The organism is Anaeromyxobacter dehalogenans 2CP-1 (genome assembly GCF_000022145.1).
Taxonomy (GTDB): domain Bacteria; phylum Myxococcota; class Myxococcia; order Myxococcales; family Anaeromyxobacteraceae; genus Anaeromyxobacter; species Anaeromyxobacter dehalogenans.
In genome coordinates, this window is sequence record NC_011891.1 from 1,404,961 (window position 1) to 1,431,293 (window position 26,333).

Consider the following 26,333-nt stretch of genomic DNA (forward strand, 5'->3'; position numbering starts at 1 on the left):
AACGGCGGTCCCCGCCGCGGGCGGCGGCGGCGGCATCCCCACCTACCCCGCCGCGGAGCGCTCGGCGGCGCGGGACGGGGCCGTGCGGCGGCGGGCGGCGTGGGCCGCGAGCACCTTCGCGAGGTGCTCGCCCGTGTAGCTGCCGCGCGCCCGCGCGACCTCCTCCGGCGTCCCCTCGGCGATGATCCGGCCGCCCTCGTCGCCGCCCTCGGGCCCCAGGTCCATGACCCAGTCCGCGTACTTGATGACGTCGAGGTTGTGCTCGATGACCACCACGCTGTTGCCGGCGTCCACCAGCCGGTCGAGCACGTGGAGCAGCCGCTTCACGTCCTCGAAGTGCAGGCCGGTGGTCGGCTCGTCGAGCACGTAGAGCGTCCGCCCGGTGCCCACCCGCGCCAGCTCGCGCGACAGCTTGATGCGCTGCGCCTCGCCGCCGGAGAGGGTGGTCGAGGGCTGGCCCAGCTTCAGGTAGCCGAGCCCGACATCCTCGAGCGTCCGCAGGATGCGGGCGATCTCCTTGTGGTTCTGGAACAGCGCGCCCGCCTCGGTGACCGACAGGTCGAGCACCTCGGCGACGTTCTTGCCCTTGAACGTGACCCGGAGCGTGGCGTCGTTGAAGCGCTTGCCGCCGCACACCTCGCACGGCACCAGCACGTCGGCGAGGAAGTGCATCTCGACGAGCTTCATGCCGTCGCCCTGGCACGCCTCGCAGCGCCCGCCCTTCACGTTGAAGCTGAAGCGCCCGGGCTGGTACCCGAACGCGCGCGCCTCGGGCGTCTGGGCGAACACCTCGCGGATGTGGTCGAAGAGCTTGGTGTAGGTGGCCGGGTTGGACCGGGGGGTGCGGCCGATGGGCTGCTGGTTGATGTCGATGACCTTGTCCACCAGCGCCGCGCCCTCCAGCCGCTCGTGCGCACCAGGCGCCTCGCGCGTGCCGTAGTGGTGGCGCATGAGCGCGGGGCGCAGGATGCGGTTGACGAGGGTGGACTTGCCCGCGCCGGACACGCCGGTCACGGCCACGAAGCGGCCCAGCGGGAACGTGGCGGTCACGTCCTTCAGGTTGTGCTCGCGCGCGCCGAAGATGGTGATGGCGCCGTGGTCGCCGGCGCGGCGCCGCTCGGGGAGCGGGATCTCCGCCCGGCCGGACAGGTAGGCGCCGGTGAGCGAGCGCGGGTTGCGCTTCACCTGCTCGGGCGTGCCCTCGGCCACCACCTCGCCGCCGTGCGCGCCGGCGCCGGGCCCGAAGTCCACGATCCAGTCGGCCTCCTCCATCGTCTCCTCGTCGTGCTCCACCACGATGACGGAGTTGCCCACGTCGCGGAGCCGCTTGAGCGTGGCGAGGAGCTTGCCGTTGTCGCGCTGGTGCAGGCCGATGGACGGCTCGTCGAGGATGTAGATGACGCCGGTGAGCTCGGAGCCCATCTGCGAGGCCAGCCGGATGCGCTGGCTCTCGCCGCCGGAGAGCGACGGGCCGGGCCGGTCGAGCGTGAGGTAGCCGAGCCCCACGTCGAGCAGGAACTTGAGCCGGTTGCGGATCTCCTTCAGCAGCTCGTCGGCGATGCGCGCCTCGTTGCCGCCGAGGTCGAGCGCGGAGAGCCACGCGTGCGCGTCGGCGATGGTGAGGTGCGACAGCTCCACGATGCCGCGGCCGCGGATTCGCACCGCGCGGCTCTCCGGCTTCAGGCGCTCGCCGTTGCAGGTCGGGCACGGCTTGTCGGAGAAGAAGCGCATGTACCAGCGCCGCATCGCCTCCGAGCCGGTGGCCTTGAACCGCCGGTAGAGCTGGTTGACGACGCCCTCCCACTCGAGCCGGTAGCGGCCGTTCCCGGCGGCCTCGGTCCCGAGCATGATGACGTCGCGGTCCTTCTTCGGCAGCTTGGACCAGGGCGTGTCGAGGTCCAGCTTGAGCGCGCGCGACAGGTGCTCGACGAACTCGAACGTCCAGCCCTCGCCGCGCTCCATCCCGCTCGCCCACGGCTCCACCGCGCCCTCGCGGATGGTGAGCGACGGGTCGGGGACGATGAGGTCCGGGTCCATCTCCGGGCGCGTGCCCAGGCCCTGGCAGTCCGGGCAGAAGCCGAGCGGGGAGTTGAAGGAGAAGCCGGGGGGCGTGAGCTCGCCGAAGCTGAGGCCGCAGGCGTGGCAGGCGTTCAGCTCGGAGAAGAAGCGGTCGTGCCGCTTGTACTCCTCCGGATCGCCGGGCCCGACCTTCTGCTCCTTGTCGGCGTCGGCCACCACCAGCGTGCCCTTGCCCTCGCGGAGCGCGGTCTCCACCGAGTCGGTGAGGCGCGGGCGGATGCCGTCCTTCACCACCAGGCGATCCACCACCAGCTCGATGTCGTGCTTCAGCTTCTTGTCGAGCGTGAGCCGGTCGGTGAGCTGGTGGATCATTCCGTCCACGCGGACGCGCGAGAACCCGCGCTTGGCGAGGTCGGCGAACAGGTCGCGGTACTCGCCCTTGCGGTTCTGCACCAGCGGCGCGAGCACCAGGATGCGCGCGCCCTCCGGCATCCCCAGCACCGTGTCCACGATCTGCTGCGCGGTCTGCTTGCCGACCGCGCGGCCGCAGCCCGGGCAGTGCTGCACGCCGATGGAGGCGTAGAGCACGCGCAGGTAGTCGTGCACCTCGGTGATGGTGCCGACGGTGGACCGCGGGTTGTTCGAGGCCGCCTTCTGCTCGATCGAGATGGTCGGCGAGAGCCCGCGGAGGGTGTCGTACTTCGGCTTCTCCATCTGCCCGAGGAACTGCCGGGCGTAGGAGGAGAGCGACTCGACGTAACGGCGCTGGCCCTCGGCGTAGAGGGTGTCGAAGGCGAGCGAGGACTTGCCGGATCCGGAGACGCCCGTGAAGACCACCAGCTTCTTCTTGGGGATCTCGAACGTGACCGACTTCAGGTTGTGCTCGCGCGCCCCCTTGACGGAGATGAACTCGGGCTCGCTCATGAAGCGGTCTACTTAACGGAGGATTCCGACATTGGCCAGCGCCGCTGGCCGGGGGGCGGCGCGCCTTCCGCGTTTCCCGCGAAGGTGATAGCACCGACTGGCCCATGGCCCCTCCCGAGCTCCCTGCCGGCGCGCTCGCGCCGAGCGACGCGACGCCCGCCCGGGCGGCGGGAGGGGTGGCCGGCGGGCGCTCGCCCGATCGCGTGCGGCTGCGCCGGCGGGCCCGCGCGCTCCTGTTCGCCTCGGCGGTGCTGTTCGGGGCCTCGGCGGCGCTCGCCAAGCTGGCGGCGCGGCAGGGCATGTCCGGGGGGCAGGCCACGCTGGTCCGGTTCGCGATCGGGCTCGCCGCGGTGCTGGCGCTGTTCCGGGCGCGCCCCGGCACGTTCCGGCCGCACCGCAAGGACCTCCTCTTCGCGAGGGGCCTCTTCGGCGGGGTGGCGGCGCTGCTCTACTTCCTCGCCATCGAGCGCATCCCGGCGGGCGAGGCCACGCTGCTCAACAACACCTTCCCCATCTGGGCGGTGCTGCTCTCGTTGTTCGTGCTGAACGAGCGCCCCACGGTGCACCTGTGGATCGCGCTCGCGGTGGCGAGCGCGGGGGTGTGGCTGGTGCTGGGCGGCGGGAGCGTCCGCCTCGGCCTGGGCTGGGGCGAGGGGCTCGGCATCGTGTCCGGCGTGCTGGGCGGCGCGGCCGTCACCGCCATCCGCGCGCTCCGCCCCACCGACAACGCCCCGACCATCTTCTTCTCGTTCTCGGTGGGCGGCCTGCTCGTGTCGCTGCCGTTCGCGCTCCACGCCTGGCCGTCGGCGCCCGGCGCCTACCTGGCGGCGCTGGGCGTCGGGGCGGTCGCGTTCCTGGCGCAGCTCTCCATGACCGAGGCCTACGGGGCGCTCTCGGTGCCCGAGGCGGCGCTCTGGCAGCAGCTCACGCCCATCGCCAGCTACCTGTGGGCGCTCTCGCTGGGCGAGCGGCTCTCGCTCGCGACCGTGCTCGGCGTGCTGCTGGGCCTGGGCGGCATCCTCTACGGCAGCCTGCTCGGCCACGCGCCGCGCGAGGCCCGCTCGCGCGAGGCGCGGATGGCCGAGGGCCTGCCGGCGGAGGAGCCGTGACGCCCGAGCCCGCCGCCGTGCCCGCCGCCCCCGCGCGCAGCGCCGGGGCCCCGCGGCCCCAGCCGCGCTGGCTCGCGCGCCTCGAGCTGCTCGGGGCGGCGCTCTCCTTCGGGCTCATGGCGGTGCTGGCGCGGCGGCTCTCGCGCGGCGGCGCGGCGTTCTCGGCCGGCCAGCTCACCGTCATCCGGTTCGTGGTAGGCGCGGCGGTGTCGCTGGTCGCGTTCCGCGTCCGCCCCGCGCTGTACCGGCCGCACGACCTCCGCCTGCTGTGGACGCGCGGCGTGTCCGGCGGGATCGTGGTGGTGCTGTACTTCCTCGCGCTCGCGCGCATCCCGGCCGGCGAGGCCGGCATGCTCTACAACCTGTTCCCGGTCATCGCGACCGCGCTCAGCATCCGCGCGTTCGGCGAGCGCCCCACCGTGCACCTGGTGCTGGCGCTGCTGGTCGCGACCGGCGGCGTGGTGCTGGTGCTCGGGAACGGGTCGCTCGCGCTCGGGGTGGGGCTGGGCGAGGCGCTCGCGGTCGGGGCCGCGGTGTTCGCCGCGTTCTCGTCGGTCGTCATCCGCGCCATGCGGGCCACCGACAACGCGCCGACCATCTTCTTCTACTTCTGCCTGGGCGGGCTGCCGGTGGCGCTCCCGTTCGCGCTCGGCGCCTGGCCCACCGATCTCACCGCCTGGGCGCTCGCCGCGGGGATGGGGCTCGCCGCCTACGCCGCCCAGGTGCTCATGACCGAGGCGTACGGCGCGCTCTCCATCGGCGAGGCTGCGGTGTGGCTGCAGCTCACGCCGCTCGCGCAGTACGGGCTGGCGGCGCTCCTGCTCGGCGAGCGGGTGAGCGCCGCAGGCATGGCGGGGATGCTGGTGGGCGTGGCCGGGGTGGCCTACGGCACGGTGCTCGGGCATCGGCCCCGCGCGCGCGGCGCCTGATCAGGCGGTCGCGGCGTGCGCGGCCTCGTCCGGCGCGGCCGCGGGGGGCAGGGTGAAGCTCACGGTGGTGCCGGCCCCGGGCGCGCTCTCCGCCCAGATCCGGCCGCCGTGCGCCTCCACCAGCCCCCGCGCGATGGCGAGCCCCAGGCCCGAGCCGCGCCAGCGCGCGGCGCTGCCGCGCTGGAAGCGGTCGAACACGTGCGGCAGGTCCGCGTCGGGGATGCCGGGGCCGGTGTCGCGGACGCGGAAGATCACCGCGCCGTCCGCCTGCGCCTCGGCGGCGAGGCAGACCGCGCCCTCCTCGGTGGCCTTCACCGCGTTCGACGCGACGTTCCCGAGCACCTGCAGCACGCGGTCGCGATCGCACGCGACCGGCGGCAGGCCGGGCGCGGCGGACAGGCACAGGTCGAGCCCCTTCGCCCGCGCGGCCTCGCGGAGCTGGTCGGCCGCCTCGCCCAGCAGATCCGCCGGGTCGCACGGCTCCGGCCGCATCGACAGGCGGCCCTCCTCCAGCGTCTCGAGGTCGAGCAGGTCGTCGATGAGCCGGTTCATGCGGCGGCCGGCGGCGGCGAGCCGCGCGGCGGCGCGCCGGGCCTGCGCGGCCGCCTCCGGGCCGTCGGGCAGCCGGGTCAGCGCGGCGGCGCCCAGCGTCACGGCGGACAGCGGCGTGCGCAGGTCGTGCGAGACCACCTGCAGGACCTCGTCGCGGTTGCGCACCGCGCGCCGCAGCTCGGTCACGTCGAGCAGCGTGGTGACGGCGCCGACCACGCGCCCCTCGCCGTCGCGGATGGGCGCGGCGCCGTTCAGGACCACCGCCTGCGTCCCGTCGAAGCGGTCGATCTCGACCAGCTCGCCGCCGACCGCCTCGCCGGAGCGGAGCGCGCGCTGCAGCGCCCAGTCGCCGGCGGCGAGCGGCGCGCCGGAGTCGGCCCGCCGCGCGCGCTGCTCCCGGTAGAGCGCGCCCGGGCGGAGCGGCGCGCGCGAGCCCCAGATCCGCCGGGCCGCGTCGTTCGCCTGGACCACCTGCCCGCCGGCGTCGGCGATGAGCACGCCCACCGGCAGCACCCGCAGCACCGCCTCCAGCCGGCGCCGGTCGGCCTCGACCTGCTCGCGGCCGCGGACCTGCTCGGTGACCTCGGTGACCATGAGCACGAGGTCGCGGGTGCCGCCGCCGGACTCGACCGCGCGCACCGACCAGCGCCACCAGGTCGGGCCCCGGGCGAACCCGTCGTACCGGTACTCCTGCTCCTCGTGCGCGACGTCGCCGGCCGCCACCTCGCGCAGGAGCGCGACCAGGCCGGCCTCCTGCGCGCGCGGCAGGAACTCCTCCAGCCGCAGCCCCTGCACGCCCTCGCCGCGGAACGGGGCGTCGAGGAACGCGAGGTACGCCGGGTTGGCCCAGCGCGCCCGCAGCTCGGCGGGATCCAGGATCAGCACGCCGACCGGCGCCTCGGCGAAGGCCGCCTCGAACCGGCGGCGGACCGCGTCGAGGTGCCGGGCCATCTGCGCGTACGCGGCGCCCAGGCGGACCACCTCGTCCGGCCCGGTGAGCGGCTCCGGCGCCTCGCCCCGCCCCAGCGCGGCGGCGTGGCGCTCCAGCCGGCGCAGCGCGCGCGAGGTGTGCGCGCCCACGGCCCAGCTCGCGCCCAGCGCGACCAGCGCCACCAGGCCCGCGCCGAGGACGCCGATCGCCAGCTCGCGGCGCATGGGCGCGAGCATGTCCGCGCGAGGCTGCGTCGCGCGCACCGCCCACGCCAGCTCCGGCACCGGCACCGCCGCCGCGAGCCGCGCCGGGCCGCCACCCTCGGAACGCATCGGGCCGGTCGCCTCGGCGCCCGCCAGCGCCGCCCGGACCAGGTCCTGCGCCCCCGCCACCAGGCGGTCGTCCCAGGCGAGCGGGATGGCCGGGACGCGCGCCACCAGCCGCCCCGCGCGATCCACGATGCCGACGCTGCCCTCGCCCTCGCGGGCCGGCAGGACGCGCGCGGCCAGCCGCTCCGGATCGACCGCGGCCAGGAGCGCGCCCGAGAGCCGCCCCGCGCCGTCGCGCACCGCGGTCGCGACCGCCACCACCGGCGCGCCGTCGGCCGGGTTGCGCACCAGGTCCCCCACCGCCACCGCGTCGCCGGCGAGCAGGCGGCGCAGCTCGGCGCGGTCGGCGAACGACACCTCGTGCAGCCGCGCGTCGCTGGACGCGACCACCCGGCCGTCCGGCGCCACCCAGGAGAGATCGCGGACCACGCCGGAGTCCTGCACGGCCACCGAGAGCAGGTGCGCCGCGTCCTCGCCCAGGATCCGGCCGCCGTCGAGCGCGTGCCCGAGCACCGCGCTGGCGCGGGCCACCCCGTCGATCTGGGCGCGCAGCGCGGCCGCGGCGGTCCGCGCCACATCCAGGTTCGAGAGCTGTTCGGCCTCGGCGCGCGCGCGGAGCGAGCGGACCGAGACGAGCGCGCCGAGCGCGACGAACGCGAGCGAGGCGAGCCCCACCAGCAGGAACAGGCGGGAGCGGATGGTGCGCAGCATGCGGGCTGGGATTCCTCCGGCGGTGCAAACGAGGGCCGCCGGCGGTGTATTCCGACGTCGCACGGCCGCGCACGGAAGGGGACCGCGATCGCTCGCCCGCTCGCGCGGCGCCGCGAGGCCCTCGCACCGCACGCCGGCGGCCTTCTGCACAGGGAGGGGCCCGCCCGGACGGTCGGCCGGCAGCGGCCCACCCGGGGCCAGCGCCGGGCGGCTGCCTTGCCGCGCGGCGCGCGGTAGATTGGCGGGACCTCTCGATCACCAGGAGTCAAGCATGCGCAAGGCCGCCGCCGTCGCCGCCCTCCTCCTCGTCCTCCCGCTCGGCGCCGCGGCCCGCAAGGTCGCGGGCGTGGAGCTCCCGGACAGCGTGACCGTCGAGGGCAAGGAGCTCCGCCTGAACGGGGCGGGCATCCGGAAGAAGCTCTGGATCGAGGTCTACGTGGGTGCGCTCTACCTCGCGACGCCGTCCTCGGACGCGAACGCCATCCTCGCGGCGGACGAGCCGAGGCGCGTGCGCATGGTGTTCCGGCGCGACGTGGACCAGAAGTCGATCATGGGCGCGTTCCGCGACGGCTTCGAGGCGAACTCCGGGGCCGAGGCGGCGGCGCTCGTGCCGCAGCTCGACCGGATCGCGCCCGCCATCGGCGACGTCAAGAAGGGCGGCGAGATCACGGTGACCTACCTGCCGGGCACCGGGGCGGTGGTCACCGGGCCGAAGGGCACCGCCACGGTCGAGGGCAAGGCGTTCGCCGACGCGCTCTTCCGCAACTGGCTCGGCCGGAAGCCCGCCGACGACGACCTGAAGCGCCGCATGCTCGGGAAGTAGCGGAGCGACCATGGGCGCGCCGGCGGTCGCGTTCGAGCCGTTCACCGAGGACCACCAGGCGTTCCGCCGGACGGTCCGCGCGTTCGTGGACCAGGAGCTCGCGCCGCACGGGCGCGAGTGGGACGAGGCGGGGAGCTTCCCGCGCGCGCTGTTCCGCCGCTTCGGCGAGCTGGGCCTGTTCGGCATCCGGCAGCCGCCGGAGGTGGGCGGCTCGGGGCTCGACTGGTGGTACGTCGTCGCCTACGCGGAGGAGCTGGCGCGCTGCCGCAACGCCGGCCTGGCCGTCTCCATGCTGGTGCACGGGGAGATGGCCATCCCGGTGATCGGGGAGCTCGGCACCGAGGCGCAGCGCCGGGAGTTCCTGGCGCCCGCGGTCCGGGGCGAGCGGGTGGCGGCGCTCGCGATCTCCGAGCCGGACGCCGGCTCCGACGTGGCGGCCATCCGCACCACCGCGCGGCGAGACGGCGCCGACCTCGTGGTGAACGGCTCGAAGATGTGGATCACGAACGGCGCGCGGGCCGACTTCCTCACCCTGGCCGTGCGCACCGGCGAGGCCGGCCACGGCGGGCTCTCGCTGCTGCTGTTCCCCACCGACGTGAAGGGCTTCCAGGTCTCGCGCACGCTGGAGAAGGTGGGGCTGCCCTCGTCGGACACCGCGGTGCTGTTCTTCGAGGACTGCCGGGTGCCGGCGGCGAACCTGCTCGGCGAGCAGGATCAGGGCTTCTACCACGTCATGGCGAACTTCCAGGGCGAGCGGCTGGTGGCGGCCGTCCAGGCCGTCGCCGGGATGCAGCTCATGCTGGAGGACGCGATGCGCTACGGCGGCGAGCGCAGCGCGTTCGGCCGGCCGGTCGCGAAGTTCCAGGCCTGGCGGCACCGGCTCGCGGATCACCTCACCGCGGTCGAGGCGGCGCGCTGGCTCACCTACCGGGCGGCCGACCTGCTGGCGCGGGGCGAGCCGGCGGTGCGCGAGATCTCGATGGCGAAGCTGTTCGCCTGCGAGCTGGCCCAGCGGGTGGCCTACGACTGCATGCAGCTCCACGGCGGCATGGGCTACGTGCTGGAGAGCGACATCGCCCGCGCCTGGCGCGACGTGCGGGCCATGACCATCGCCGGCGGCACGTCCGAGATCATGCGCGAGCTGGTGTCGCGCGCGGCGGGGCTGTGACGCGGCGAGCGGGCGGCCGGAGGGCGGGATGACGGAGGCGCGGGTGGTGCTCGTGACCGCGCCCGACGCGGACGTCGCCGCGCGGCTGGCGCGGGCGCTCGTCGAGGAGCGGCTCGCGGCCTGCGGCAACGTCGTGCCGGCCATCCGGTCGATCTACCGGTGGGAGGGGAGCGTGCACGACGAGGGCGAGGCGCTGCTCGTGCTGAAGACCCGCGCCGCCCGCGTGGACGCGCTCCGGGCGCGCGTCCTCGAGCTGCATCCGTACCAGGTGCCGGAGGTGCTGGTGCTGCCGGTGGAGGCGGGGAGCGACGCCTACCTCGCCTGGATCGCGGCCGAGACCTCCTGACGGCGGCACCCGGTCCGCGGGGCCCGTCTACTTCTTCCGGAACAGCGCCTCGAGCGCATCGCGGGGATCCTCGGTCGCCCGGGGCGCCTCGCCGAACAGCGCGCCGAGCGCGTTGCGCGCGGCCTCGGAGCGGCCGGTGCGCCGGCGCGAGGCGCCGTCTCCGAGCTGGAACAGATCGCAGGCGTTCGAGGCGTCCTTCTCCACCACGTGGTCGGCGTGCGGCTCCCGGCACTGGTGCGCCGCCGCCTCGTCATGGTGGCGGCAGCACATGCAGGTGTGCAGATCCGCGTCGCACTCGGGGCAGGTGGACCGGCGTCCCACCGGTCCGTCGATGCGCAGCGTCGCCCCGCAGCCGTAGCAGGTGGTCGCCATCGGGGTATCATAGCCGGACCCCCGGGCCCCCTGCATGCGGAAGCCCATACCCTACGGCCGGTTCCTCCTCCTCGACCGCATCGCGGTCGGCGGCATGGCCGAGGTGTACGTCGCGATCCGCCGCGGCGAGCCGGCCGGGCGCCTGTACGCGCTGAAGCGGATCCTCCCCACGCTCGCCGAGGACGCCGAGTTCATCACGATGTTCCTCGACGAGGCGAGGCTCGTCGTCCAGCTCGACCACCCGGCCATCGTCCCCATCCACGAGCTGGGGATGCACGGCGAGGGCTACTACATCGCGATGGACTACCTGCCCGGCAAGGACCTGCGGGCGCTCCTCGACCGGCTGCGCGCGCGCGGCGAGCCGATGCCGGTGCCGCTCGCGGCCCACGTGGCGGCGCGGGTGGCCGACGCGCTCGACCACGCGCATCGCAAGCGCGACGCGCTCGGCTCGCCGCTCCGCGTGGTCCACCGCGACGTCTCGCCCGCGAACGTGCTGCTCGGCTTCGACGGCTCGGTGCGCATCATCGACTTCGGGATCGCCCAGGCGGCGCTGCGCACGCGCCGGCAGGACACGGTGCTGCGGGGCAAGTTCGGCTACATGAGCCCGGAGATGGTGCGCGGCCAGCCGGTGGACCACCGCTCCGACGTGTTCTCGCTGGGCGTGGTGCTGCACGAGATGCTCACCGGCGCGCGCTTGTTCAGCGGCAAGTCCGAGCTCTCGGTGCTGGAGCGGGTGCGCCGCGCCGAGGTGCCGCCGCCGTCGCGGGCCCGCCCCGGGCTGCCGCCCGAGCTGGACGCCATCGTGCTGCGCGCGCTGGCGCGCGACCCGGCGCAGCGCTTCGAGTGGGCGAGCGACCTGCGCGACGCGCTGCTCGCGTTCACGCACGGCGTGCCGCCCGACGAGCCGCCCGGCGATCCGCCGGCGCTGGCCCGGACCATGGCGGTCTCGTTCCCCGGCGAGCTGCGGGCGGAGCTCGACCGGCTCGAGAAGCTCCGCGCCGCGCCGGCCCCGGCGCGCGAGCCGTCGCCGCCCGAGCGCACCCAGGTGATCGCGGTCCGCCCCGACGAGCCGCCGGCGTCCGGGGGCGGCGCCGACGGCGCCGACGGCGGGCTCGCCGCGCCGCCGTTCTTCCGCCTGCCCGAGGCGCTCGCCGCGCCCGCCCCGTCCCGCCCGGCGCTCGTGTCCGGCCGCACCGCGGCCGCCGCCGGGTTCGGCGCGCTGGTGGCGGTCGCGGCCGTGCTGGCGTTCACCGGCCCGCGCCGGCCCCAGCCCCCCGGCGCGCCCGTGGCGGCGGCGCCCGTCGCGGCGGCGCCCGCGATCCCGACCGTCTCCGCGGCGCCCGCCGCGCCCCAGGGACGCACGGCCCCGGGCCGGCCCGCCACCGGGCGGATCTCGGTGCAGGCGCGGGTGGCGGCCACGCTGGTGCTGGACGGCGAGGCGCAGCGCCCGCCGCTCGGCGCGGGCGAGGTGCGCACGCTGGAGGTGACCGTGGGGCGCCACCGGGTCGAGTTCCGGACGGAGGACGGCTTCCGCGCCGGCGCGACGGTCGAGGTGCGCGCGGGCGAGACCGCGGAGCTGCTCGGCGTGGCGCTGGAGTAGCGGCGCCGCTCAGGCGCGCGCGCCGGCGAGATCCAGGTCCTCGAGGTGCGGCGGGCTCTCGGCCAGGTCGGCGGAGAGCACCGCCACCGTCTCGACGTCGAGCCGGATGCGCTCCCAGTCCTCCGGCGGCACCGCCACGAACGCGTCCACCACGCGCGGATCGAACTGCGTCCCGCGGCAGCGGACGATCTCCTCGCGCGCCTCCGCGAACGGGCGCGAGCGGCGGTAGGGCCGATCGCTGGTGATGGCGTCGAGCGTGTCCACCACGTGGAAGATGCGCGCGCCGATGACGATCTCCTCTCCGCCCAGCCCGGAGGGATACCCGCTGCCGTCCCACTTCTCCTGGTGCTGCAGGACGATCGCCGAGGCGGGCCGCAGGTAGTCCACCCGCTGCAGGAGCGCCCACCCGAGCTCCGGGTGGCGCTTCATCTCGGTCCACTCCTCGCCGGTGAGCGGCCCCGGCTTCAGCAGCACGCGGTCGCGCACGCCGATCTTGCCGATGTCGTGCAGCAGGGCGCCGTGCTCGATCACGGTGAGCGCCGGCTCCTCCATGCCGAGCTGGTGCGCCAGGCGCCGCGCGTAGAGCGAGACGCGCCGCGAGTGCCACTGGGTCTCGGCGTCCCGGTAGTCGAGCGCGGCGATGAGCCCCTCCAGCAGCGCCTGGGTGCGCTGCTGTACCATCTGCTCGAGCCGGGTGTTGATCTCCTTCAGCTGCCCGTTCTGCCGGTGCACCTCGGCGGTGAGGCGCTCGTTCTCGATGCGCAGCCGCGCCGCCTCGGCGGCCTGGCTCACCGTGGTGAGCAGCTCCTGCTGGTGCCACGGCTTCGAGATGATCCGGAAGACCTCGCCCGCGTTCACGGCCTGCAGCGCCACGCGAAAGTCCTCGGCGGCGGTGCAGAGGATGCGGACGGCGGCGGGGAAGCGGGCGCGCGCCGCCTTGAGGAAGGCGACGCCGTCCATGCTCGGCATCATGTAGTCGGAGATCACCACCACCGGGGCCTCGGCCTCGATGGCGGCGAGCGCGTCGGCCGGCCGGAGGAAGCAGCGGGTCTCGTACCCCGAAAGCTCCAGCACGCGCGCGAGCGCCTTCAGGATCAGCTCGTCGTCGTCGACGATGAAGACCCGGTCCGCGTTCATCGCGCGAGTAGAGCAGGGCGGGGCGGGCGGGGCAAGGTGCGGATCCATGGGGGCCGATTCTACCGGCCGCGATCCAGCGCCGCACGGCCCGGCGTGTGCGTGCACGGAGGGTGAGGGAGCAGGCGGGCGCGAGGACGCAGCCCCCGAACGCGGCGAAGCCGCGCCCGCGGGGACCTCGCGCAGCAGGGTGGGGCCCCCGCGGAGCTCCGCTCCGCGGGGCGGGGCGAGCCCCGTTCAGAAGCTCTGCAGGAACTCGTCGTTCGAGTCGAACTCCGAGAGCTTCTTCAGCAGCCGCTCCATGGCCTCGACCGGCTTCAGCGAGGCGAGCGCGCCGCGGAGGCGCCGCACCTTCTCGATGTCCTTCGACGAGAAGAGCTTCTCCTCCTTGCGGGTGCCGGACGCGCCGATGTCGATGGCCGGGAAGATGCGCCGCTCGGCGAGCTGCCGCGAGAGCACCACCTCCATGTTGCCGGTGCCCTTGAACTCCTCGAAGATCACCTCGTCCATGCGCGAGCCGGTGTCGATGAGCGCGGTCGCGATGATGGTGAGCGAGCCGCCCTCCTCGGCCTTGCGCGCCGAGCCGAACAGCCGCTTCGGGCGCTCCAGCGCGCGCGAGTCCACGCCGCCGGTGAGGGTGCGGCCGGAGGACTCGACCTCCTTGTTGTAGGCGCGCGACAGGCGGGTGATCGAGTCGAGCAGGACCACCACGTCCCTGCCGCCCTCGACCAGGCGCTTCGAGCGCTCCAGCACCATCTCGGCGACGTGGATGTGCTCCTCCGTCGGGCGGTCGTTGGAGGAGCCGATCACCTCGCCCTTGATGTTGCGCTTCATGTCGGTGACCTCCTCGGGACGCTCGTCCACGAGGAGCACCGTGAGGTGCACGTCCGGGCGGTTCGCGATGATGGCCTGCGCGATCCGCTGCAGCATGATGGTCTTGCCGGCCTTCGGCGGCGACGTGATGAGCCCGCGGGCGCCCAGGCCGATGGGCGAGATGAGATCGAGGACCCGCCCGATCAGCTCGTCGGAGCGGGTCTCCATCACCAGGCGCTCGGTGGGGTCGGTGGCGGTCAGGTTCTGGAAGTGCGTGCGCCGCACCACCGCCATCGGATCGGTGCCCTCCAGCGTGTCGATCCGCGAGAGCACCCGCTTCATGTTGCGGACCGTGGCGAGGCCCTTCACCAGCATGCCCGGCTGCAGGTGGGTGCGGTCGATGAGCCAGCGCGGGACCTCGACGTCGAACGGCTGGGGCAGGTAGCTTCGCTTCGCGTCGCGGAGCCAGCCGTTGCCCTTGCCCTCGAACTGCAGCACGCCCTCGACCTCCTCGGTCGCCTCGGCCTGCGCGGCCGGGGCGGGCTGGCCCTGCGGCGCGGTCCCGTTCGCGGGGGCCGGCGCACCGGGCTGCCCGCCGGCGCCCATCGGCGTGGGGCCGCCGCCCTGCGGCTGCGGCTGACCGCCGCGGCCGCGGCGTCCCCGCCGACGGCGCCGGCGCCGTCCGGCCTGACCGGGCGCGCCGCCCGGACCCGAGGGTCCGCCGTCGGGGGCGTCCGCCGAGGCGGCGGGCTGGCTCGGGCTGCTGGTGGACTGCGGGGCCCCGCCTTCACCCGGGGTCGGGGTCTGCTCATGCTCGTTCATGCTGTCGTCTGCTCCGACCGCGGGGCGTTGCTCGCCCCCCAGCGGTCTCTACGTCGCGTCTGGAACGGCGCCGTTCGCGGGCTCGGAAGGAGTCGTCGTTCCGCGAACCGCCTGCCCCAGGTCCCGTCGCTGGCGCGCCGCGCGGTCATCGCGCGGCGGCGGCTCGTCTTCGTGGTGCCAGGAGCCGGTCGACCAGGGGTCGGTCACCCCGCCGCCTCGAAACGTAGGTCGCTCGCAGAGGGGAGACAAGAGAATCCATAGCAAAAAAGATCCTGGAGCGAAAGCCCTGACCGCGCCCGGTAGGGTCCCGCGATCACGGGCCCGCCTCGGGAGCCACCCACTCCTCCGGGATCGCGAGCACCGGCCCGATCTCGGTCAGCAGCGCCAGCGCGGACAGCTCCGGGAACGCGCGAGCGAGCCCGGCGAGCGGCGGCTCGGGCGCCGCCGTGAGGGCGTGGCCGGCCACGCGGGCGAGCGCGCCGCCGCCGTCCTCCCGCCGCACCTCCACCACGTCGTCCGGCGCGAGGCCGATCCGCTCGCGCGCCAGCCGGATGGCGTCGGCGAGCGTGCCGATGCGATCCACGAGCCGCCGCTCCAGCGCCTGCTGGCCGGTCCAGACCCGACCGCCGGCGACTGCCTCGACCTCCGCCGTGGTGAGCCGCCGCCCCTCGGCCACGCGGGCCACGAACTGGCGGTAGAAGGCCCCGACCTGCTTCTCGAGGACGGCGCGCTCGGCGGGGGTCCAGGGCTTCAGCACCGAGACCAGGCGGGCGTTCTCGCCGCGCTGGTAGGCCTCGGGGTGGATCGACAGCTTCGCGAGCAGGCCGGAGAGGTCGGGCTTCGCCGCGAACACGCCGATCGAGCCGGTGAGCGTGGAGCGCTCGGCGAGGATCGCGTCGGCGCCGACCGCCACCAGGTACCCGCCGCTCGCCGCCAGGTCGCCCATCGAGGCGATCACCGGCTTGCCCTTGCGCCGCGCGCGGACCGCCTCGCGCCAGATCAGGTCGGAGGCCAGCCCATCGCCCCCGCCGGACTCGATCCGCAGCACGATGGCCCGGACCGCGGCGTCGTCGGCGGCGCGGTGGATCTCGGCGGCGATGGTCTCGGCGCCCGCCACCCCGTCCGCGCCGAGCGGGTCGGCACGGCTCCTCCCGCGGGCGATGATCCCCTCCACGCGCACCACCTGGATCACCGCGGGCCGGCCCCATCGCTGCGCGAGCCGCTCCGGCTCGGGCCGGTACGCGCCGCGCTCGAACAGCCGGCGCCCGGCGACGGCGCGCCCCCAGCGCTCGAGCTCGTCGGGCCAGGCCACCGCGTCCACGAGCCCCGCGTCCTTCGCCTCCTCGGCGGTGAAGAGCCCCTGGTCCACCAGCGCGCGCACGCGCTCGGGGGGCAGCCGCCGCGCCTCGGCGACCTGGGCCACGAAGCGCCCGAACACGTCGTCCAGGACCGCCTCGGTGGCCTCGCGCGCCTCGGGCGAGGGCGCGTCGCGCACCAGCGGCTCGGCGGCGCTCTTGTACGCGCCGGCCTTCACCACGTCGAACGCGATCCCGAGCCGCGCCAGCCCGCCGCGCAGGAAGAGCTGGGAGGTGGAGATGCCGTTCACGATGAGCGGCGCGCCGGGCGGCGCCGCGATGGCGGTGGCGCCGGTGGCGAGCCAGTACTCGCGGGTCCCGCCGCCCTCCAGGTACGCGAGCACCGGCTTGCGGGCCCGCACCGCGGCGAGCAGCGCGCGCAGCTCCTCGACCCGCCCGCCGCCCAGCGACAGGCCGCCGATGCGCACCAGCAGCGCCCCGACCTCCGGATCGTCGCGCGCCGCCTCCAGCCGCGTGACCAGCGTGGCGTAGGGATCCCGGTCGCCCACGTCGAACACGAGCACGCGCCGGCGCTGGAGCTCGCGATCCACGTCCACGGTGGGCATGACGACCGCGGGGCCGCCGGAGCGGTAGCGCTCCTCCGAGAGGCGCACGCCCCCCAGCCACCCGCCGCGCCCGCCCACGCCGGCCCCGGCGAACGTGACGCCGGAGTGCGGCGCGTTCCAGGTGAGCGACACGAGCCCGAGCGGATCGCCGGCGTCGCCGGGGAGGTCGCGCACCGGGAGCTGCACCTGGAGGCCGAGCGCCACCCCGCGCCACAGCTCGGCCGAGGCGCCGAACGCGAGGTGATCGGAGCGGAACGCGTCGCGCGCCTCGTCGTCGGCGAGCAGGTCGGCGGAGAGCGTGAGCCGGTCGTGCCAGAGCCGGGTCGCGAGCCCGAGGTCGTAGCGGACCGGCACGTCCGCGCCGCCCAGCCGGGCGTCGCGGCCCAGCATGGCGGCGCCGATCGAGAGCCACCGCGTGGGCCGCAGCGTCAGCCCGAGGTCCCAGCCGCCGGCCTGCTCGATCGCGTCGTTCCGCGAGGCGATCCAGGTCCAGGCGACGCCCAGCGAGAGCGCGCGGCCGTCGCCGAGCGTGAGCCCCAGCCGGCTGCGCCGCCAGCGCTCGCCGCCCGCGTCGAGGCCGGGCCGGAGCCACTCCACCGAGTACCCCACGCCGAGCGGGCCGAGGCGGTCGCCCGCGTACAGGCCGTCGCCCCGCGCGCCGGGCCGCAGCCCGGACTCGTGGAAGTACTGGAGCCCCAGGCCGCCGAGGAAGCCGATCGCGGCCGGGTTCGCGGACAGGTCGGCGGGCTCCTCCGCGACGGCCGCGCCGAGCGAGGGCACCCCCAGGCCCGCGGGCAGGCCCTGCACGCGGTCGGTGACGGCGGAGAGCTGGGCGTGCGCGGCGGCGGGGGCGGCGAGCGCGAGCGCCAGCGCCGCGAGGTTCACGAAGGGTTTCATGGTGGCTCCGGCGCGGATTCTACCGGAGCCGCTCGCGCGCGGGGGGCGGCGCCGCGGTCATCCGCGCGCCGGGCCCCAAGCGGACGCGGCGCGATGTCACTCCTCGTTGCCGGCGTCCTCGACGGCGCGGATGTGCTCCTCCGCCAGCGGAACCAGGTTCCCGGCGCGGTACTCGCGGAACACCTGCAGGAGCTGCTCCTTGTGCGGGCGCACCTTCCCGAGCGGGCACGCCTCCCACTCCTTCACCGGCTCGTCGCAGTACCCCATGCGCTTGTCGCCGCACTTCGGCTGCAGGTAGCCGCCGATCTCGGGGACCGCCTTCATCACCTCGCGCCGCATGAGCGCGACCATGTGGCGGATCTCCCACTGGGCCCGCCAGCACAGCCGCAGGTCGGCGATGTGCAGCAGCTCGGTGAAGTTCACCATCACCTGGAAGTTGGTGGGCGTGGCGTTCGGGAGGACGAAGCGCGCGTCCTCGGCCGGGATGCCCTTCGCGAGCGCGTCCTCGTACACGCGGGTGATCTCGCGCATGAGCCGGTCGTACTCGTCCGCCATCCCGGCGACCTTCTGCCAGGTCTTCGGCATGACGTAGTCGAGCCGCTCCTCCTTGTACTTCACGTAGCGCTGCGACTGCTGCTCGAAGCTGATGCCGATCCGGTGCCGGACGAACTGGTGCGAGAGCGCACGCGAGACGCCGGAGATGCCGAACCAGAACACCACCTGCTCGAGCGGCGAGGCGTGGCCGGTCTTGAGGCGCTCGCCGATGAAGTCGCGGATCCGGTCCGCGGAGATGGAGCCGTCGCGGATCTCGCCCCAGACCTCGCCCGGCGTCTTCGGCGTGTAGCAGGTGCGGTACGCGCCGTAGAGCTTCTGCAGCGGATCGCGGGCGTAGTCGATGAGGGTGACCTCGAGCGGCATGGATCGGCTCCGGGGAAGGGCGCGCATCTTACGACGAACCCACGACAGCGCGGGAGGGGCGCCGCGGCCCGTGCTAAGGGTGGCGCATGCCCGCTCCCAAGCCCGCCGCCGACTCGCGCGTCGAGGTCACGCACCTGGTGATGCCGTTCGACGCGAACACGCTCGGGACCGCGTTCGGCGGCACGGTCATGCAGTGGACCGACCTGACCGCGGCCATGGCCGCGATGCGCCACGCGCGCGTCCCGGTCGTGACGGCCTCCATCGATCAGCTCTCCTTCCTCGCCCCCATCCGCATCGGCCAGATGGCCATCCTGCACGGGCAGGTGAACGCGGTGTTCGGGTCCTCCATGGAGGTCGGCGTGGAGGTGCAGACCGAGGACCCGCTCACCGGCGAGCGGAAGAAGTGCTGCGACGCGTATCTGACCTTCGTGGCGCTGGGGCCGGACGGGCAGCCCACCCGGGCCCCGCCCCTGCGGACCGACACCGACGACGAGCGCCGGCGCGAGCGCGAGGCGGGAGAGCGCCGCGCCGCGCGGCTGGCGTCCCGGACGCCGCGCGCACCGTGAACACGGGGCCGCGTTTCGCTTGAGGGGCCGCGCGCGCGGGGCCATATTGCCGCGGCCGGGCGGCGTCCGCCGCCCCGCCCGCCCCGGAGGCCGACGTGCGCCGCATCCTCTCCTTCGCCGCCCTCATCGCCGTCGCCGCGTGCCGCACCGCCCCGCCGGCGCCGCCCGCGCCCGCGGCGGCCGCCCCGCTGCCGCCGCTCGACGAGGCGGCGCTCGACCGCTCCGCCGACGCCTGCCAGGACTTCTACCGGTTCGCCTGCGGCGGCTGGATCGCGCGGACCGAGATCCCCGCCGACCGCTCGGCCTGGAGCCGCGGGTTCGCCGAGCTGGACGAGCGCAACACCGCCCAGCTCCGCCGCATCCTGGAGGCCGCCGCGGCCGGGCGCGCCGACCCGGCCGACGCGTTCTCGGGGAAGGTGGGCGACTACTTCGGCTCCTGCATGGACGAGCGGGGCATCGAGGCGCGCGGCCTCGCCGACCTGAAGGCCGGGTGGGCGCGGATCGACGCGATCGCGGATCGGCCGGCGCTCGCCGCCGAGCTGGCGCGCCTGCACGGCGCCGGGATGACCGCGCCGTTCGGGCTGCTCGCCGACCAGGACGCGAAGGACGCGACGCAGGTGATCCTGATCGTGAACCAGGGCGGGCTCTCGCTTCCGGATCGCGAGTACTACCTGTCCGACGCCGGCAAGAACCCGGAGATCCGCAGGGCGTGGGCCGCCCACCTGCGGAAGATGCTCGGCCTGGCCGGGCTGCCGCCGGCGCAGGCCGAGGCGGGCGCTGCCGCGGTCGAGCAGCTCGAGACCGCGCTGGCGCGCACGCACTGGACCCGCGCCGAGCTGCGCGACCCATCGCGGATCTACAACCGCGTGGACCGCGCCGGGCTGGAGCGGCTCGCGCCGGACTTCCCCTGGGCCCGCTTCTTCGCCGAGCTGGGCCAGCCCGGGCTCGACGCGGTGAGCGTGACCACGCCGGCGTTCGTGGCCGAGGTCGGCAAGCAGTTCGCGTCGGCCCCGCTCGACGCGTGGAAGGCGTACCTGCGCTGGCGCCTGCTCGACGACATGGCCGCCTTCCGCGCGGTCCCGGCGGCGCTGGTCCAGGAGCGCTTCGCGTTCCAGAGCGCGAGCTTCTCCGGCGCGAAGGAGCTGCAGCCGCGCTGGAAGCACTGCGTGGGCGTCACCGACGAGGCGCTCGGGTTCGCGCTCGGGCAGGCGTACGTCCGGCGCCACTTCGGCGCGGAGGGGAAGGACCGCACCACGCGCCTGGTGGCCGAGATCGAGAAGGCGATGGAGGCCGACCTGGGCTCGCTCTCGTGGATGGACGCGCCCACGCGCGAGCGCGCGCGAGAGAAGCTCGCGCGCGTGGTGAACAAGGTCGGCTACCCGGACGCCTGGCGCGACTACTCCACGATGCGCGTCGACCGCGGCTCGTTCTTCGCGAACGTGCTGGCGGCGGGCCGGTTCGAGACGAACCGGCAGCTCGCCAAGATCGGCAAGCCGGTCGATCGCGGCGAGTGGCTCATGAGCCCGCCCGCCGTGAACGCCTACTACAACGCGTCGATGAACGAGATGGTGTTCCCGGCCGGCATCCTGCAGCCGCCGTTCTTCAACCGCGAGGCGCCCGAGACGGTGAACTACGGCGCCATCGGGATGGTGTTGGGGCACGAGCTGACGCACGGGTTCGACGACGAGGGGCGCCAGTACGACGCGCTCGGGAACCTGCGCGACTGGTGGACGCCGGCGGTGGGGGCCGAGTTCGACCGGCGCGCCGCGTGCCTGGAGAAGCAGTACGGCGCCTACGAGGCGCTGCCGGGCGTGCGGCTCGACGGCAAGCTCACGCTGGGCGAGAACATCGCCGACCTCGGCGGCCTGAAGCTCGCGTTCGCGGCCATGCAGGCCGCCCGGCGCGCGCAGCCGGCCGGCGATCGCGCCCTGCTCGGCTTCACCCCGGAGCAGCAGTTCTTCGTGGGCTACGCCCAGTCCTGGTGCTCGAAGTACCGGGAGCAGGAGGCGCGCCGGCGCGCGGTGGTGGACCCGCACTCGCCGCCCCGGTTCCGCGTCAACGGCCCGCTCTCCAACCTGCCGGAGTTCGCGCGCGCGTTCGCCTGCGCGGAGGGGACGCCCATGGCCCGGCCGGCGGCGGAGCGCTGCGAGATCTGGTGAGCGATCAGGCGGCGCCGCGCAGGCGCAGGAACAGGGCAGCGGCGTCGTAGAGGCTGAGCCGCGCGGCGCCCGCCTCGAGCACCACGCCCACCGGCAGCGGCACCGGCTCGCGCCCGATCCGCACGCCCGCGAGGCGCGTGCCGTTCGACGAGCCCACGTCGCCCACCCGCCAGCGGGCCTCGCCGTCGCGCACCAGCTCGAGGTGCACGCGCGACAGCGTCGGGTCGTCGATCACGATGTCGTTGCCGGCGGCCCGGCCCACCCGCAGCGGCGCGCCGTCGGCGGCCGGCTCCAGCACGATGGCGATCGGCTCCTTCGCCGTCGCGGCGAAGCGCACCTCCTCGGTGCGCAGCGTCTCGCGCCGGCGCGAGGGCGGCCGCCACGGGCCCGCCTCCCAGACCAGCCAGTCCTGCGGGTGCTCGCGCACGAACGCCCGCAGGTCGCTGTCGCGGTACTGCCGCGCGAGCCACGTGAGCAGGTAGCCTCTCAACGCTTCCCCCCGGAGACGGCCGGAGACGGCGACCGTCACCCGGAGCAAACCAGAACTCGCACCGGGTGTCGATGCGGGTCTCCCCGACCCCGTGCGGTGCTCAGCCGCGGATCCCCGCCAGCACGACGGCGGGGAGGTCGCGCCAGCGGCCGCGGGTCTCGAGGCGGACCAGGCTGCGGCCGAGCGCGTCGGTGGTCGCGTGGCTGGGGAAGTAGGGCGGCTTCGGGAACGTCCGCGCCGGGTGCCAGACGACGACCTTCTCCACGCCCTCCAGCATGACGGTGTTGTGCACGAAGCCGCGCCCGCTCTGCACGTCCTCGAGCGTCGAGCCCGGGAACGCGCCCCAGGGCGCGGTGCCGAGGCCGTAGCCGTAGCCGGCCCAGGTGTTCACCGCGACGGTGCCGTAGCGGAGCCGCCGGATGGCGCGCTGGAGCGCGGCCTCGAGCGACGGGTCGGCCAGGGTGCGAGGGTGGACGACGATGTGCGCCGCCAGCGTCCCCCAGAGCCGGTCGTTCGCGAACGCCACGGCCTGCTCCAGGAAGTCCACCGGATCCTCGGAGCCGACCGCCGTCTCGGACAGGATCGAGCAGAACGGCTCGGTGACGAAGGCCGGGTCCTCGGAGTCCGCGTCGAGCCCGGTCACGAGCGTCCACGGCAGCGCCCCCTCGCCCTGGCCCACCCTCCGCACCGCCGCGCGGCCCTCCGTGAGCGCGCGGTAGCGGTCGGCGGCGCCCGGGTACCAGGCCCGGCGCGCCGGCGAGAGCGCCATGAAGTGCTCGACCGCGGCGAGGAACGCATCGCGCCGCCGCCAGCCGCGCGGGAGCACCAGCATCTTGGCGGCGTTGCAGTTGAACGACGCGTTGTACGTCACCATGCCGGCGACGCTCTCCGCCTGGAAGCGCAGGGTGCCCGCGTCCCACGGGCCCGGCACCACCAGCACCGGCGAGACGTTGCCGAGCTCGCTCGTGATCTCCTTCGCGAGCAGCGGGGTCCCGCTGGACCGCCGCGCGTCGCGCTCGGGCCCGGGCGGCCCCCACACGATGGCGTCGTGCGTCCGGTCGGAGCCGGTGATGTGCACCTCGTCGACGCCGCGGTGGTGCGCGAGGTAGCTGCCCACCTCGGCGCCGCCGTACACGATCGCGAGCAGGCCGCGCGCGATGGCCGGGGAGAACGCGTCCTCGAGGATGGGCCCGAGGTAGGCGTTCACCGGGTTCATCTTCAGGACGCAGACCTTCCCCTCGTTGAACAGCTTCCCGGCCACGTCCACCGCCGGGATGGAGTTGATGTTCCCGGCGCCCAGCACCAGGCACACCTTGCCCTGGTGGTCGGGCGCCTTGTGGAACCGGGCGCGCGTCTCGTGCAGGCGCTCCTCGGTCATGCCCTCCACCAGGTGGGCCTCGGCGCGGACGCCGGCGAGGAGCAGCCTGTCCTGGCGCGTGAGCGGGAACACCTGCACCGAGAGGCGGCCATCGACCGTCTCCGAGAGCTTGCCCACCGGCGTGTTGCCGTTCCGCGCGAGCAGCGTCAGCGACCGCTCCAGCTGGCGCAGGATGCGGGCCGTCACGTAGGGACCGGAGAGCCACTCCTCGCCGGCCTGCGGCGCGTCGGACGGCAGCCCCTTCGCCGCGCAGGCCGCCTCCACGGCGCGGCGCGCGGTGCGCCCCACGCCCTCCAGCATGGCGCGCGCGAGCGCCGCACGCGCGGCGAGCGGGGCGGCGGCCCAGCCCGGCGCGGCCTCGCGCAGGCGGGCGACGGCCTCGTCGAGCGCTCGGGGTTCGGTCGGGGCAGGCGCGGCGGGCATCGAGGCTCCCATGCCGGCAGCCTACGCGAGATCCGGCCCCGCGCGCCCGTGCTCCGTGGGGCCCCGCGGCGCGGCTACGCCGGCTCGGCGCGGCGCAGGGTGGCGAGCGTGACCTCCGGGCTCGCGTTCACGCGCACCCGGATGCCCGACATGCCGATCCCGCGGTTCACGTACAGCTGAACGGCGCCGAGCTGGTAGCGCCCGCGCACGTACGGCTCGCGCGCGACGCTGGCGAGGAACAGCGGCGTGAGGATGGGGATGTTGATCTGGCCCCCGTGCGTGTGGCCGGAGAGGCAGACCATGGGGCGCTCCAGGTGGCGGAGCTTGTCCGCGGTGCGCGGCCCGTGCGCCAGCACCAGCGGCGCAGCGCCGGCCGGCAGCCCCTTCACGGCGCGTTGCACGTCGTCGCGGCGGGTGAGGTGGTCCCCCACGCCGACCACGTGCAGCGGCGCGCCGCGCAGCCGGATCGAGGTCCACCCGTTCTCGAGCACCTCGTAGCCGTGCCCCTTCAGCGCGCCGGCCGCGCCGTCCGGATCCACCCAGACGTCGTGGTTGCCGAGCACCGCGATGGTGGGGGCGACCAGGCCGCCGAGCAGGTCGCGCATCGCGGCGAGCTCGCGGCGGCTGTGCGAGAGGTAGTCGCCGGTCAGGACCACCAGGTCGGGCGCGAACGCGTTCGCGTCCTCGATGGCGGCGCGGACCGTGGCGGACGGCGTGCGCGGGCCGACGTGCAGGTCGGAGAGCTGCGCGATCCGCAGGCCGTCGTGGGCCGGATCGAGGCCGGGCACCTCGAACGTCACCGGATCGGTGTCCGGGAGGCGGGGCTCGGCGGCGCTCGAGGCGGCGGGCACCAGGCCGGCCGCCCCGGCCGCGCCCAGCAACGCCGCACCCTTCAGGAACTGTCGCCGTCCGAACCGATCCATCGAAGCCGCTCCTCCCGCCTTCGGCGGCTCCATGCCGCGCCGCGTGAAGGTTGGAACCTCCCGCCGCCGGAAGCGATTCCACGCCCGGGCACGTCGGCCACGTCGAGGGTCCCGCCTCGGAGCGACGCGCCGGGCCCGGCGGATCTTCAACGCCCCGCCGGATCAGCGCTTTCGGGCGGCCACCTTGCGCAGGTGCGCGAGCACCACCTCGTCGATGGTGCCGTCCTTGCGGGTGCGGCCCTCCAGGTTCTCCCAGCCCTGGAAGTCCTCCAGCGCCTGCTGGCTGGCCGCGTCCCACGCGCCGCCGCCCGGCGCGGCCGGCGCCTTCAGGAAGCCGAGCCGCAGCAGCGCGCCGCGCACCTCGCGCGCCACCTTCGCGTCGAGCGGGACCGCCCGGACCGTCTCGCCGAAGTAGAACTGGTGCACGTCGCGGTAGAGCCGGGTGAGCTCGGCGATGGGCTGCGGATGGTCGTCCACGCGCAGGTCCACCCAGACGTCGCCGGAGCCGCCGTACCCGCCGCCCGGCTTCACCACCAGCAACGCGGCGCTCTCCATGCCGCGCCGGTCGCCGCCCGCCGCCTGCCCGGCCGCGAGCGCCGCGAGGAGGCGCTCGGCGAGCGGCTTGCCGGCGTCGCGCGCCGCCTGGTAGGCGCGGGCCATCGCCTCCGGGACCGCGCGGCCGGCGAGGATGTTCCCCTGCACCGAGAAGCCCGGGCCGGTGACGTGGCTGGCGTGGTCGAAGCACCGCGCGCCGGTGTACGCGGCCGCGTCGCCCTTCGCGTCCACCAGCCCGATCTGCCGGTCGGCGGCCTGCGGGTCCGCCGCCACGAGCCGCTTCACCACCTCCTCCGCGGGCACGCCCGCGGCCAGCAGCCGCAGCGCCTCCGCGCGCCACGCCTCGTTGGCGAGCGCCTGCGTCGCGACGCCGCCGACGCCGGCGCGCGCGGCGGGGACGAGCGCGCCCACCGCCGGGAACTTGGACTGCACCGCCACGCCGATCTGGCCGGTGGCCGGATCGGCGGCGACGATGCTGAAGGTGCCGAGCGCGAGCGCGAGCAGGGGGGCGATCACCGTGACCTCCAGGGTTGACGCGCCGCCCGGCGGGGCCGAAGGTAGCGCTCCTCGGGACGCCGGGCGGGAGGGAACGTGGCGAGGATCCTCGACAGGGCGCCGGACTTCAAGCTGCCGGCGGTGCGCGGACGGGGCGCGCCGGTGGAGGTCTCGCTGTCGGCGCTCGCCGGTCGCTGGGCGGTGCTGCTGTTCTACCCGCGCGACTTCACCGCCGTCTGCCCGACGGAGGTGCTGGAGCTCTCGAAGCGCATGCCGGAGCTGCGCGCGCTCGGCGCCGAGGCGATCGGCATCTCGGTGGACGACCTCGACACGCACCGTCGGTGGATCGAGGAGAAGCTGGGCGAGGTGGCGTTCCCGCTCGCGGCCGATCCGGACCGGGTGGTGTCGCGCGCGTACGGCGCGCTGCTGGAGCGGGAGGGCGTGGCGGCGCGGGCCACGTTCGTCGTCGATCCGGAGGGGGTGGTGCAGTACGCGGCGTTCCACAACCTCAGGGTGGGCCGCTCGATCTCGGAGATCGTCCGCGTGCTCGAGGCGCTGGAGACGGGCGAGAAGGCGCCGGCCGAGTGGAGGCCGGGCGCGCCGACGCTGGGACGTTGAGGGTCGAGCGGCGGCGCCCGCGACGAGGCGGGGAGGGATGGGCCGGGGATCGGGGTGTCGGGCGGGGCCGGGTCTAGCGCCCGCCGAGCAGCGCGGCCGGCGGGACGCCGAGGGCCTTCGCCATCTTCTCGATGGTCTCGAGCGGCGGCGAGCGCTGCCCGCGCTCCAGCATCGAGACGTACGACACGGAGATCCCGACCTTGTCGGCCAGCGCCTTCTGCGAAAGGTTCTTCTTCGAGCGGAGGCGCCGCACGTTGCCGGCAAAGCGCGTCAGGAGATCCATGGCGCGAACTGTTAGCAAAGGGGTCCCACCCCAGCAGCGTCCTTTTCGGGGCTGCCCCCGGTCGTTCTCGACCCACAGTGATGGCCCCAGCGCCCCGCCGTGAACATGATCAGCCTCCGATCCCC

21 protein-coding genes are annotated in these 26,333 nt (G+C 75.1%); 9 read left to right on the forward strand and 12 right to left on the reverse strand.

Annotation, left to right across the window (positions count from 1 at the left end; genetic code table 11):
• Nucleotides 1-42: 42 nt before the first annotated feature.
• Entirely contained in the window at nucleotides 43-2,943 is a 2,901-nt protein-coding gene (gene uvrA, locus A2CP1_RS06280; RefSeq protein ID WP_012632579.1) for an excinuclease ABC subunit UvrA, read from the reverse strand.
• Nucleotides 2,944-3,047: 104 nt separating this feature from the next.
• On the opposite strand from uvrA, the gene A2CP1_RS06285 reads away from it, so the two are divergent.
• Together A2CP1_RS06285 and A2CP1_RS06290 are read left to right on the forward strand one after the other, a co-directional pair.
• A complete protein-coding gene (locus A2CP1_RS06285) occupies nucleotides 3,048-4,052 on the forward strand; it encodes a DMT family transporter (protein ID WP_012632580.1) in 1,005 nt (334 codons plus the stop codon).
• Nucleotides 4,049-4,981, forward strand: coding sequence for a DMT family transporter (locus A2CP1_RS06290; RefSeq protein WP_012632581.1), 933 nt, complete (start codon nucleotides 4,049-4,051; stop codon nucleotides 4,979-4,981). Before A2CP1_RS06285 ends, A2CP1_RS06290 begins: the two co-directional genes overlap by 4 nt.
• On the opposite strand, the gene A2CP1_RS06295 is transcribed toward A2CP1_RS06290, so the two are convergent.
• Nucleotides 4,982-7,504 carry an ATP-binding protein gene (locus A2CP1_RS06295; RefSeq protein ID WP_012632582.1) on the reverse strand — a complete coding sequence of 841 codons (2,523 nt, stop codon included), beginning with the start codon at nucleotides 7,502-7,504 and terminating at the stop codon, nucleotides 4,982-4,984.
• Nucleotides 7,505-7,775: 271 nt separating this feature from the next.
• On the opposite strand from A2CP1_RS06295, the gene A2CP1_RS06300 reads away from it, so the two are divergent.
• Genes A2CP1_RS06300 through cutA form a run of 3 tightly spaced genes read left to right on the forward strand, consistent with a single transcriptional unit; the run spans nucleotide 7,776 to nucleotide 9,841 of the window.
• A complete protein-coding gene (locus tag A2CP1_RS06300) occupies nucleotides 7,776-8,327 on the forward strand; it encodes a chalcone isomerase family protein (protein WP_012632583.1) in 552 nt (183 codons plus the stop codon).
• A 10-nt stretch (nucleotides 8,328-8,337) separates the two neighbouring features.
• Nucleotides 8,338-9,495, forward strand: a complete 1,158-nt coding sequence (locus tag A2CP1_RS06305; RefSeq protein ID WP_012632584.1) for an acyl-CoA dehydrogenase family protein — start codon at nucleotides 8,338-8,340, stop codon at nucleotides 9,493-9,495.
• A 28-nt stretch (nucleotides 9,496-9,523) separates the two neighbouring features.
• Nucleotides 9,524-9,841, forward strand: coding sequence for a divalent-cation tolerance protein CutA (gene cutA / locus A2CP1_RS06310; protein ID WP_012525251.1), 318 nt, complete (start codon nucleotides 9,524-9,526; stop codon nucleotides 9,839-9,841).
• Nucleotides 9,842-9,868: 27 nt separating this feature from the next.
• Here the strand turns inward: cutA and A2CP1_RS06315 are convergent, their stop codons facing one another.
• Nucleotides 9,869-10,213 carry a hypothetical protein gene (locus tag A2CP1_RS06315; RefSeq protein WP_012632585.1) on the reverse strand — a complete coding sequence of 115 codons (345 nt, stop codon included), beginning with the start codon at nucleotides 10,211-10,213 and terminating at the stop codon, nucleotides 9,869-9,871.
• Between the two features lie 34 nt (nucleotides 10,214-10,247).
• Between A2CP1_RS06315 and A2CP1_RS06320 the strand changes: the two genes are divergently transcribed.
• Nucleotides 10,248-11,813, forward strand: coding sequence for a serine/threonine-protein kinase (locus A2CP1_RS06320; protein WP_012632586.1), 1,566 nt, complete (start codon nucleotides 10,248-10,250; stop codon nucleotides 11,811-11,813).
• Nucleotides 11,814-11,822: 9 nt separating this feature from the next.
• On the opposite strand, the gene A2CP1_RS06325 is transcribed toward A2CP1_RS06320, so the two are convergent.
• The 4 genes from A2CP1_RS06325 to thyX form a co-directional block, all read right to left on the reverse strand.
• The gene (locus tag A2CP1_RS06325) at nucleotides 11,823-12,950 is read right to left on the reverse strand and encodes an HD domain-containing phosphohydrolase (protein WP_012632587.1); all 1,128 of its coding nucleotides are present in this window, start codon (nucleotides 12,948-12,950) and stop codon (nucleotides 11,823-11,825) included.
• 234 nt (nucleotides 12,951-13,184) lie between these two features.
• Nucleotides 13,185-14,366: a transcription termination factor Rho gene (rho, locus tag A2CP1_RS06330; protein ID WP_012525255.1), complete on the reverse strand. Its 1,182-nt coding sequence runs from the start codon at nucleotides 14,364-14,366 to the stop codon at nucleotides 13,185-13,187.
• Nucleotides 14,367-14,895: 529 nt separating this feature from the next.
• Complete coding sequence (gene sppA / locus A2CP1_RS06335) at nucleotides 14,896-17,400, reverse strand: signal peptide peptidase SppA (protein ID WP_012632588.1); 2,505 nt, start codon at nucleotides 17,398-17,400, stop codon at nucleotides 14,896-14,898.
• Between the two features lie 96 nt (nucleotides 17,401-17,496).
• Complete coding sequence (gene thyX / locus A2CP1_RS06340; RefSeq protein WP_012525257.1) at nucleotides 17,497-18,318, reverse strand: FAD-dependent thymidylate synthase; 822 nt, start codon at nucleotides 18,316-18,318, stop codon at nucleotides 17,497-17,499.
• Between the two features lie 86 nt (nucleotides 18,319-18,404).
• Here thyX and A2CP1_RS06345 point away from each other — a divergent pair, with 86 nt between their 5' ends.
• Nucleotides 18,405-18,884 carry an acyl-CoA thioesterase gene (locus A2CP1_RS06345; protein WP_012632589.1) on the forward strand — a complete coding sequence of 160 codons (480 nt, stop codon included), beginning with the start codon at nucleotides 18,405-18,407 and terminating at the stop codon, nucleotides 18,882-18,884.
• A 95-nt stretch (nucleotides 18,885-18,979) separates the two neighbouring features.
• Complete coding sequence (locus A2CP1_RS06350; RefSeq protein WP_012632590.1) at nucleotides 18,980-21,043, forward strand: M13 family metallopeptidase; 2,064 nt, start codon at nucleotides 18,980-18,982, stop codon at nucleotides 21,041-21,043.
• A gap of 4 nt (nucleotides 21,044-21,047) precedes the next feature.
• Here A2CP1_RS06350 and A2CP1_RS06355 read toward each other — a convergent pair whose 3' ends face one another.
• The 4 genes from A2CP1_RS06355 to A2CP1_RS06370 all read right to left on the reverse strand — a co-directional run bounded on the left by A2CP1_RS06355 (nucleotide 21,048) and on the right by A2CP1_RS06370 (nucleotide 25,328).
• Nucleotides 21,048-21,533 carry an FHA domain-containing protein gene (locus A2CP1_RS06355; RefSeq protein WP_012525260.1) on the reverse strand — a complete coding sequence of 162 codons (486 nt, stop codon included), beginning with the start codon at nucleotides 21,531-21,533 and terminating at the stop codon, nucleotides 21,048-21,050.
• A 100-nt stretch (nucleotides 21,534-21,633) separates the two neighbouring features.
• On the reverse strand, nucleotides 21,634-23,346 hold the full coding sequence (locus A2CP1_RS06360; RefSeq protein WP_245529998.1) for an aldehyde dehydrogenase family protein: 1,713 nt from the start codon (nucleotides 23,344-23,346) through the stop codon (nucleotides 21,634-21,636).
• A gap of 62 nt (nucleotides 23,347-23,408) precedes the next feature.
• On the reverse strand, nucleotides 23,409-24,257 hold the full coding sequence (locus tag A2CP1_RS06365; RefSeq protein WP_012525262.1) for a metallophosphoesterase: 849 nt from the start codon (nucleotides 24,255-24,257) through the stop codon (nucleotides 23,409-23,411).
• 162 nt (nucleotides 24,258-24,419) lie between these two features.
• On the reverse strand, nucleotides 24,420-25,328 hold the full coding sequence (locus A2CP1_RS06370; protein ID WP_012632593.1) for a DUF1028 domain-containing protein: 909 nt from the start codon (nucleotides 25,326-25,328) through the stop codon (nucleotides 24,420-24,422).
• 75 nt (nucleotides 25,329-25,403) lie between these two features.
• Here A2CP1_RS06370 and A2CP1_RS06375 point away from each other — a divergent pair, with 75 nt between their 5' ends.
• The gene (locus tag A2CP1_RS06375; protein WP_012632594.1) at nucleotides 25,404-25,925 is read left to right on the forward strand and encodes a peroxiredoxin; all 522 of its coding nucleotides are present in this window, start codon (nucleotides 25,404-25,406) and stop codon (nucleotides 25,923-25,925) included.
• A 73-nt stretch (nucleotides 25,926-25,998) separates the two neighbouring features.
• Here the strand turns inward: A2CP1_RS06375 and A2CP1_RS06380 are convergent, their stop codons facing one another.
• The gene (locus A2CP1_RS06380) at nucleotides 25,999-26,208 is read right to left on the reverse strand and encodes a helix-turn-helix domain-containing protein (protein ID WP_011420204.1); all 210 of its coding nucleotides are present in this window, start codon (nucleotides 26,206-26,208) and stop codon (nucleotides 25,999-26,001) included.
• Between the last annotated feature and the right edge of the window lie 125 nt (nucleotides 26,209-26,333).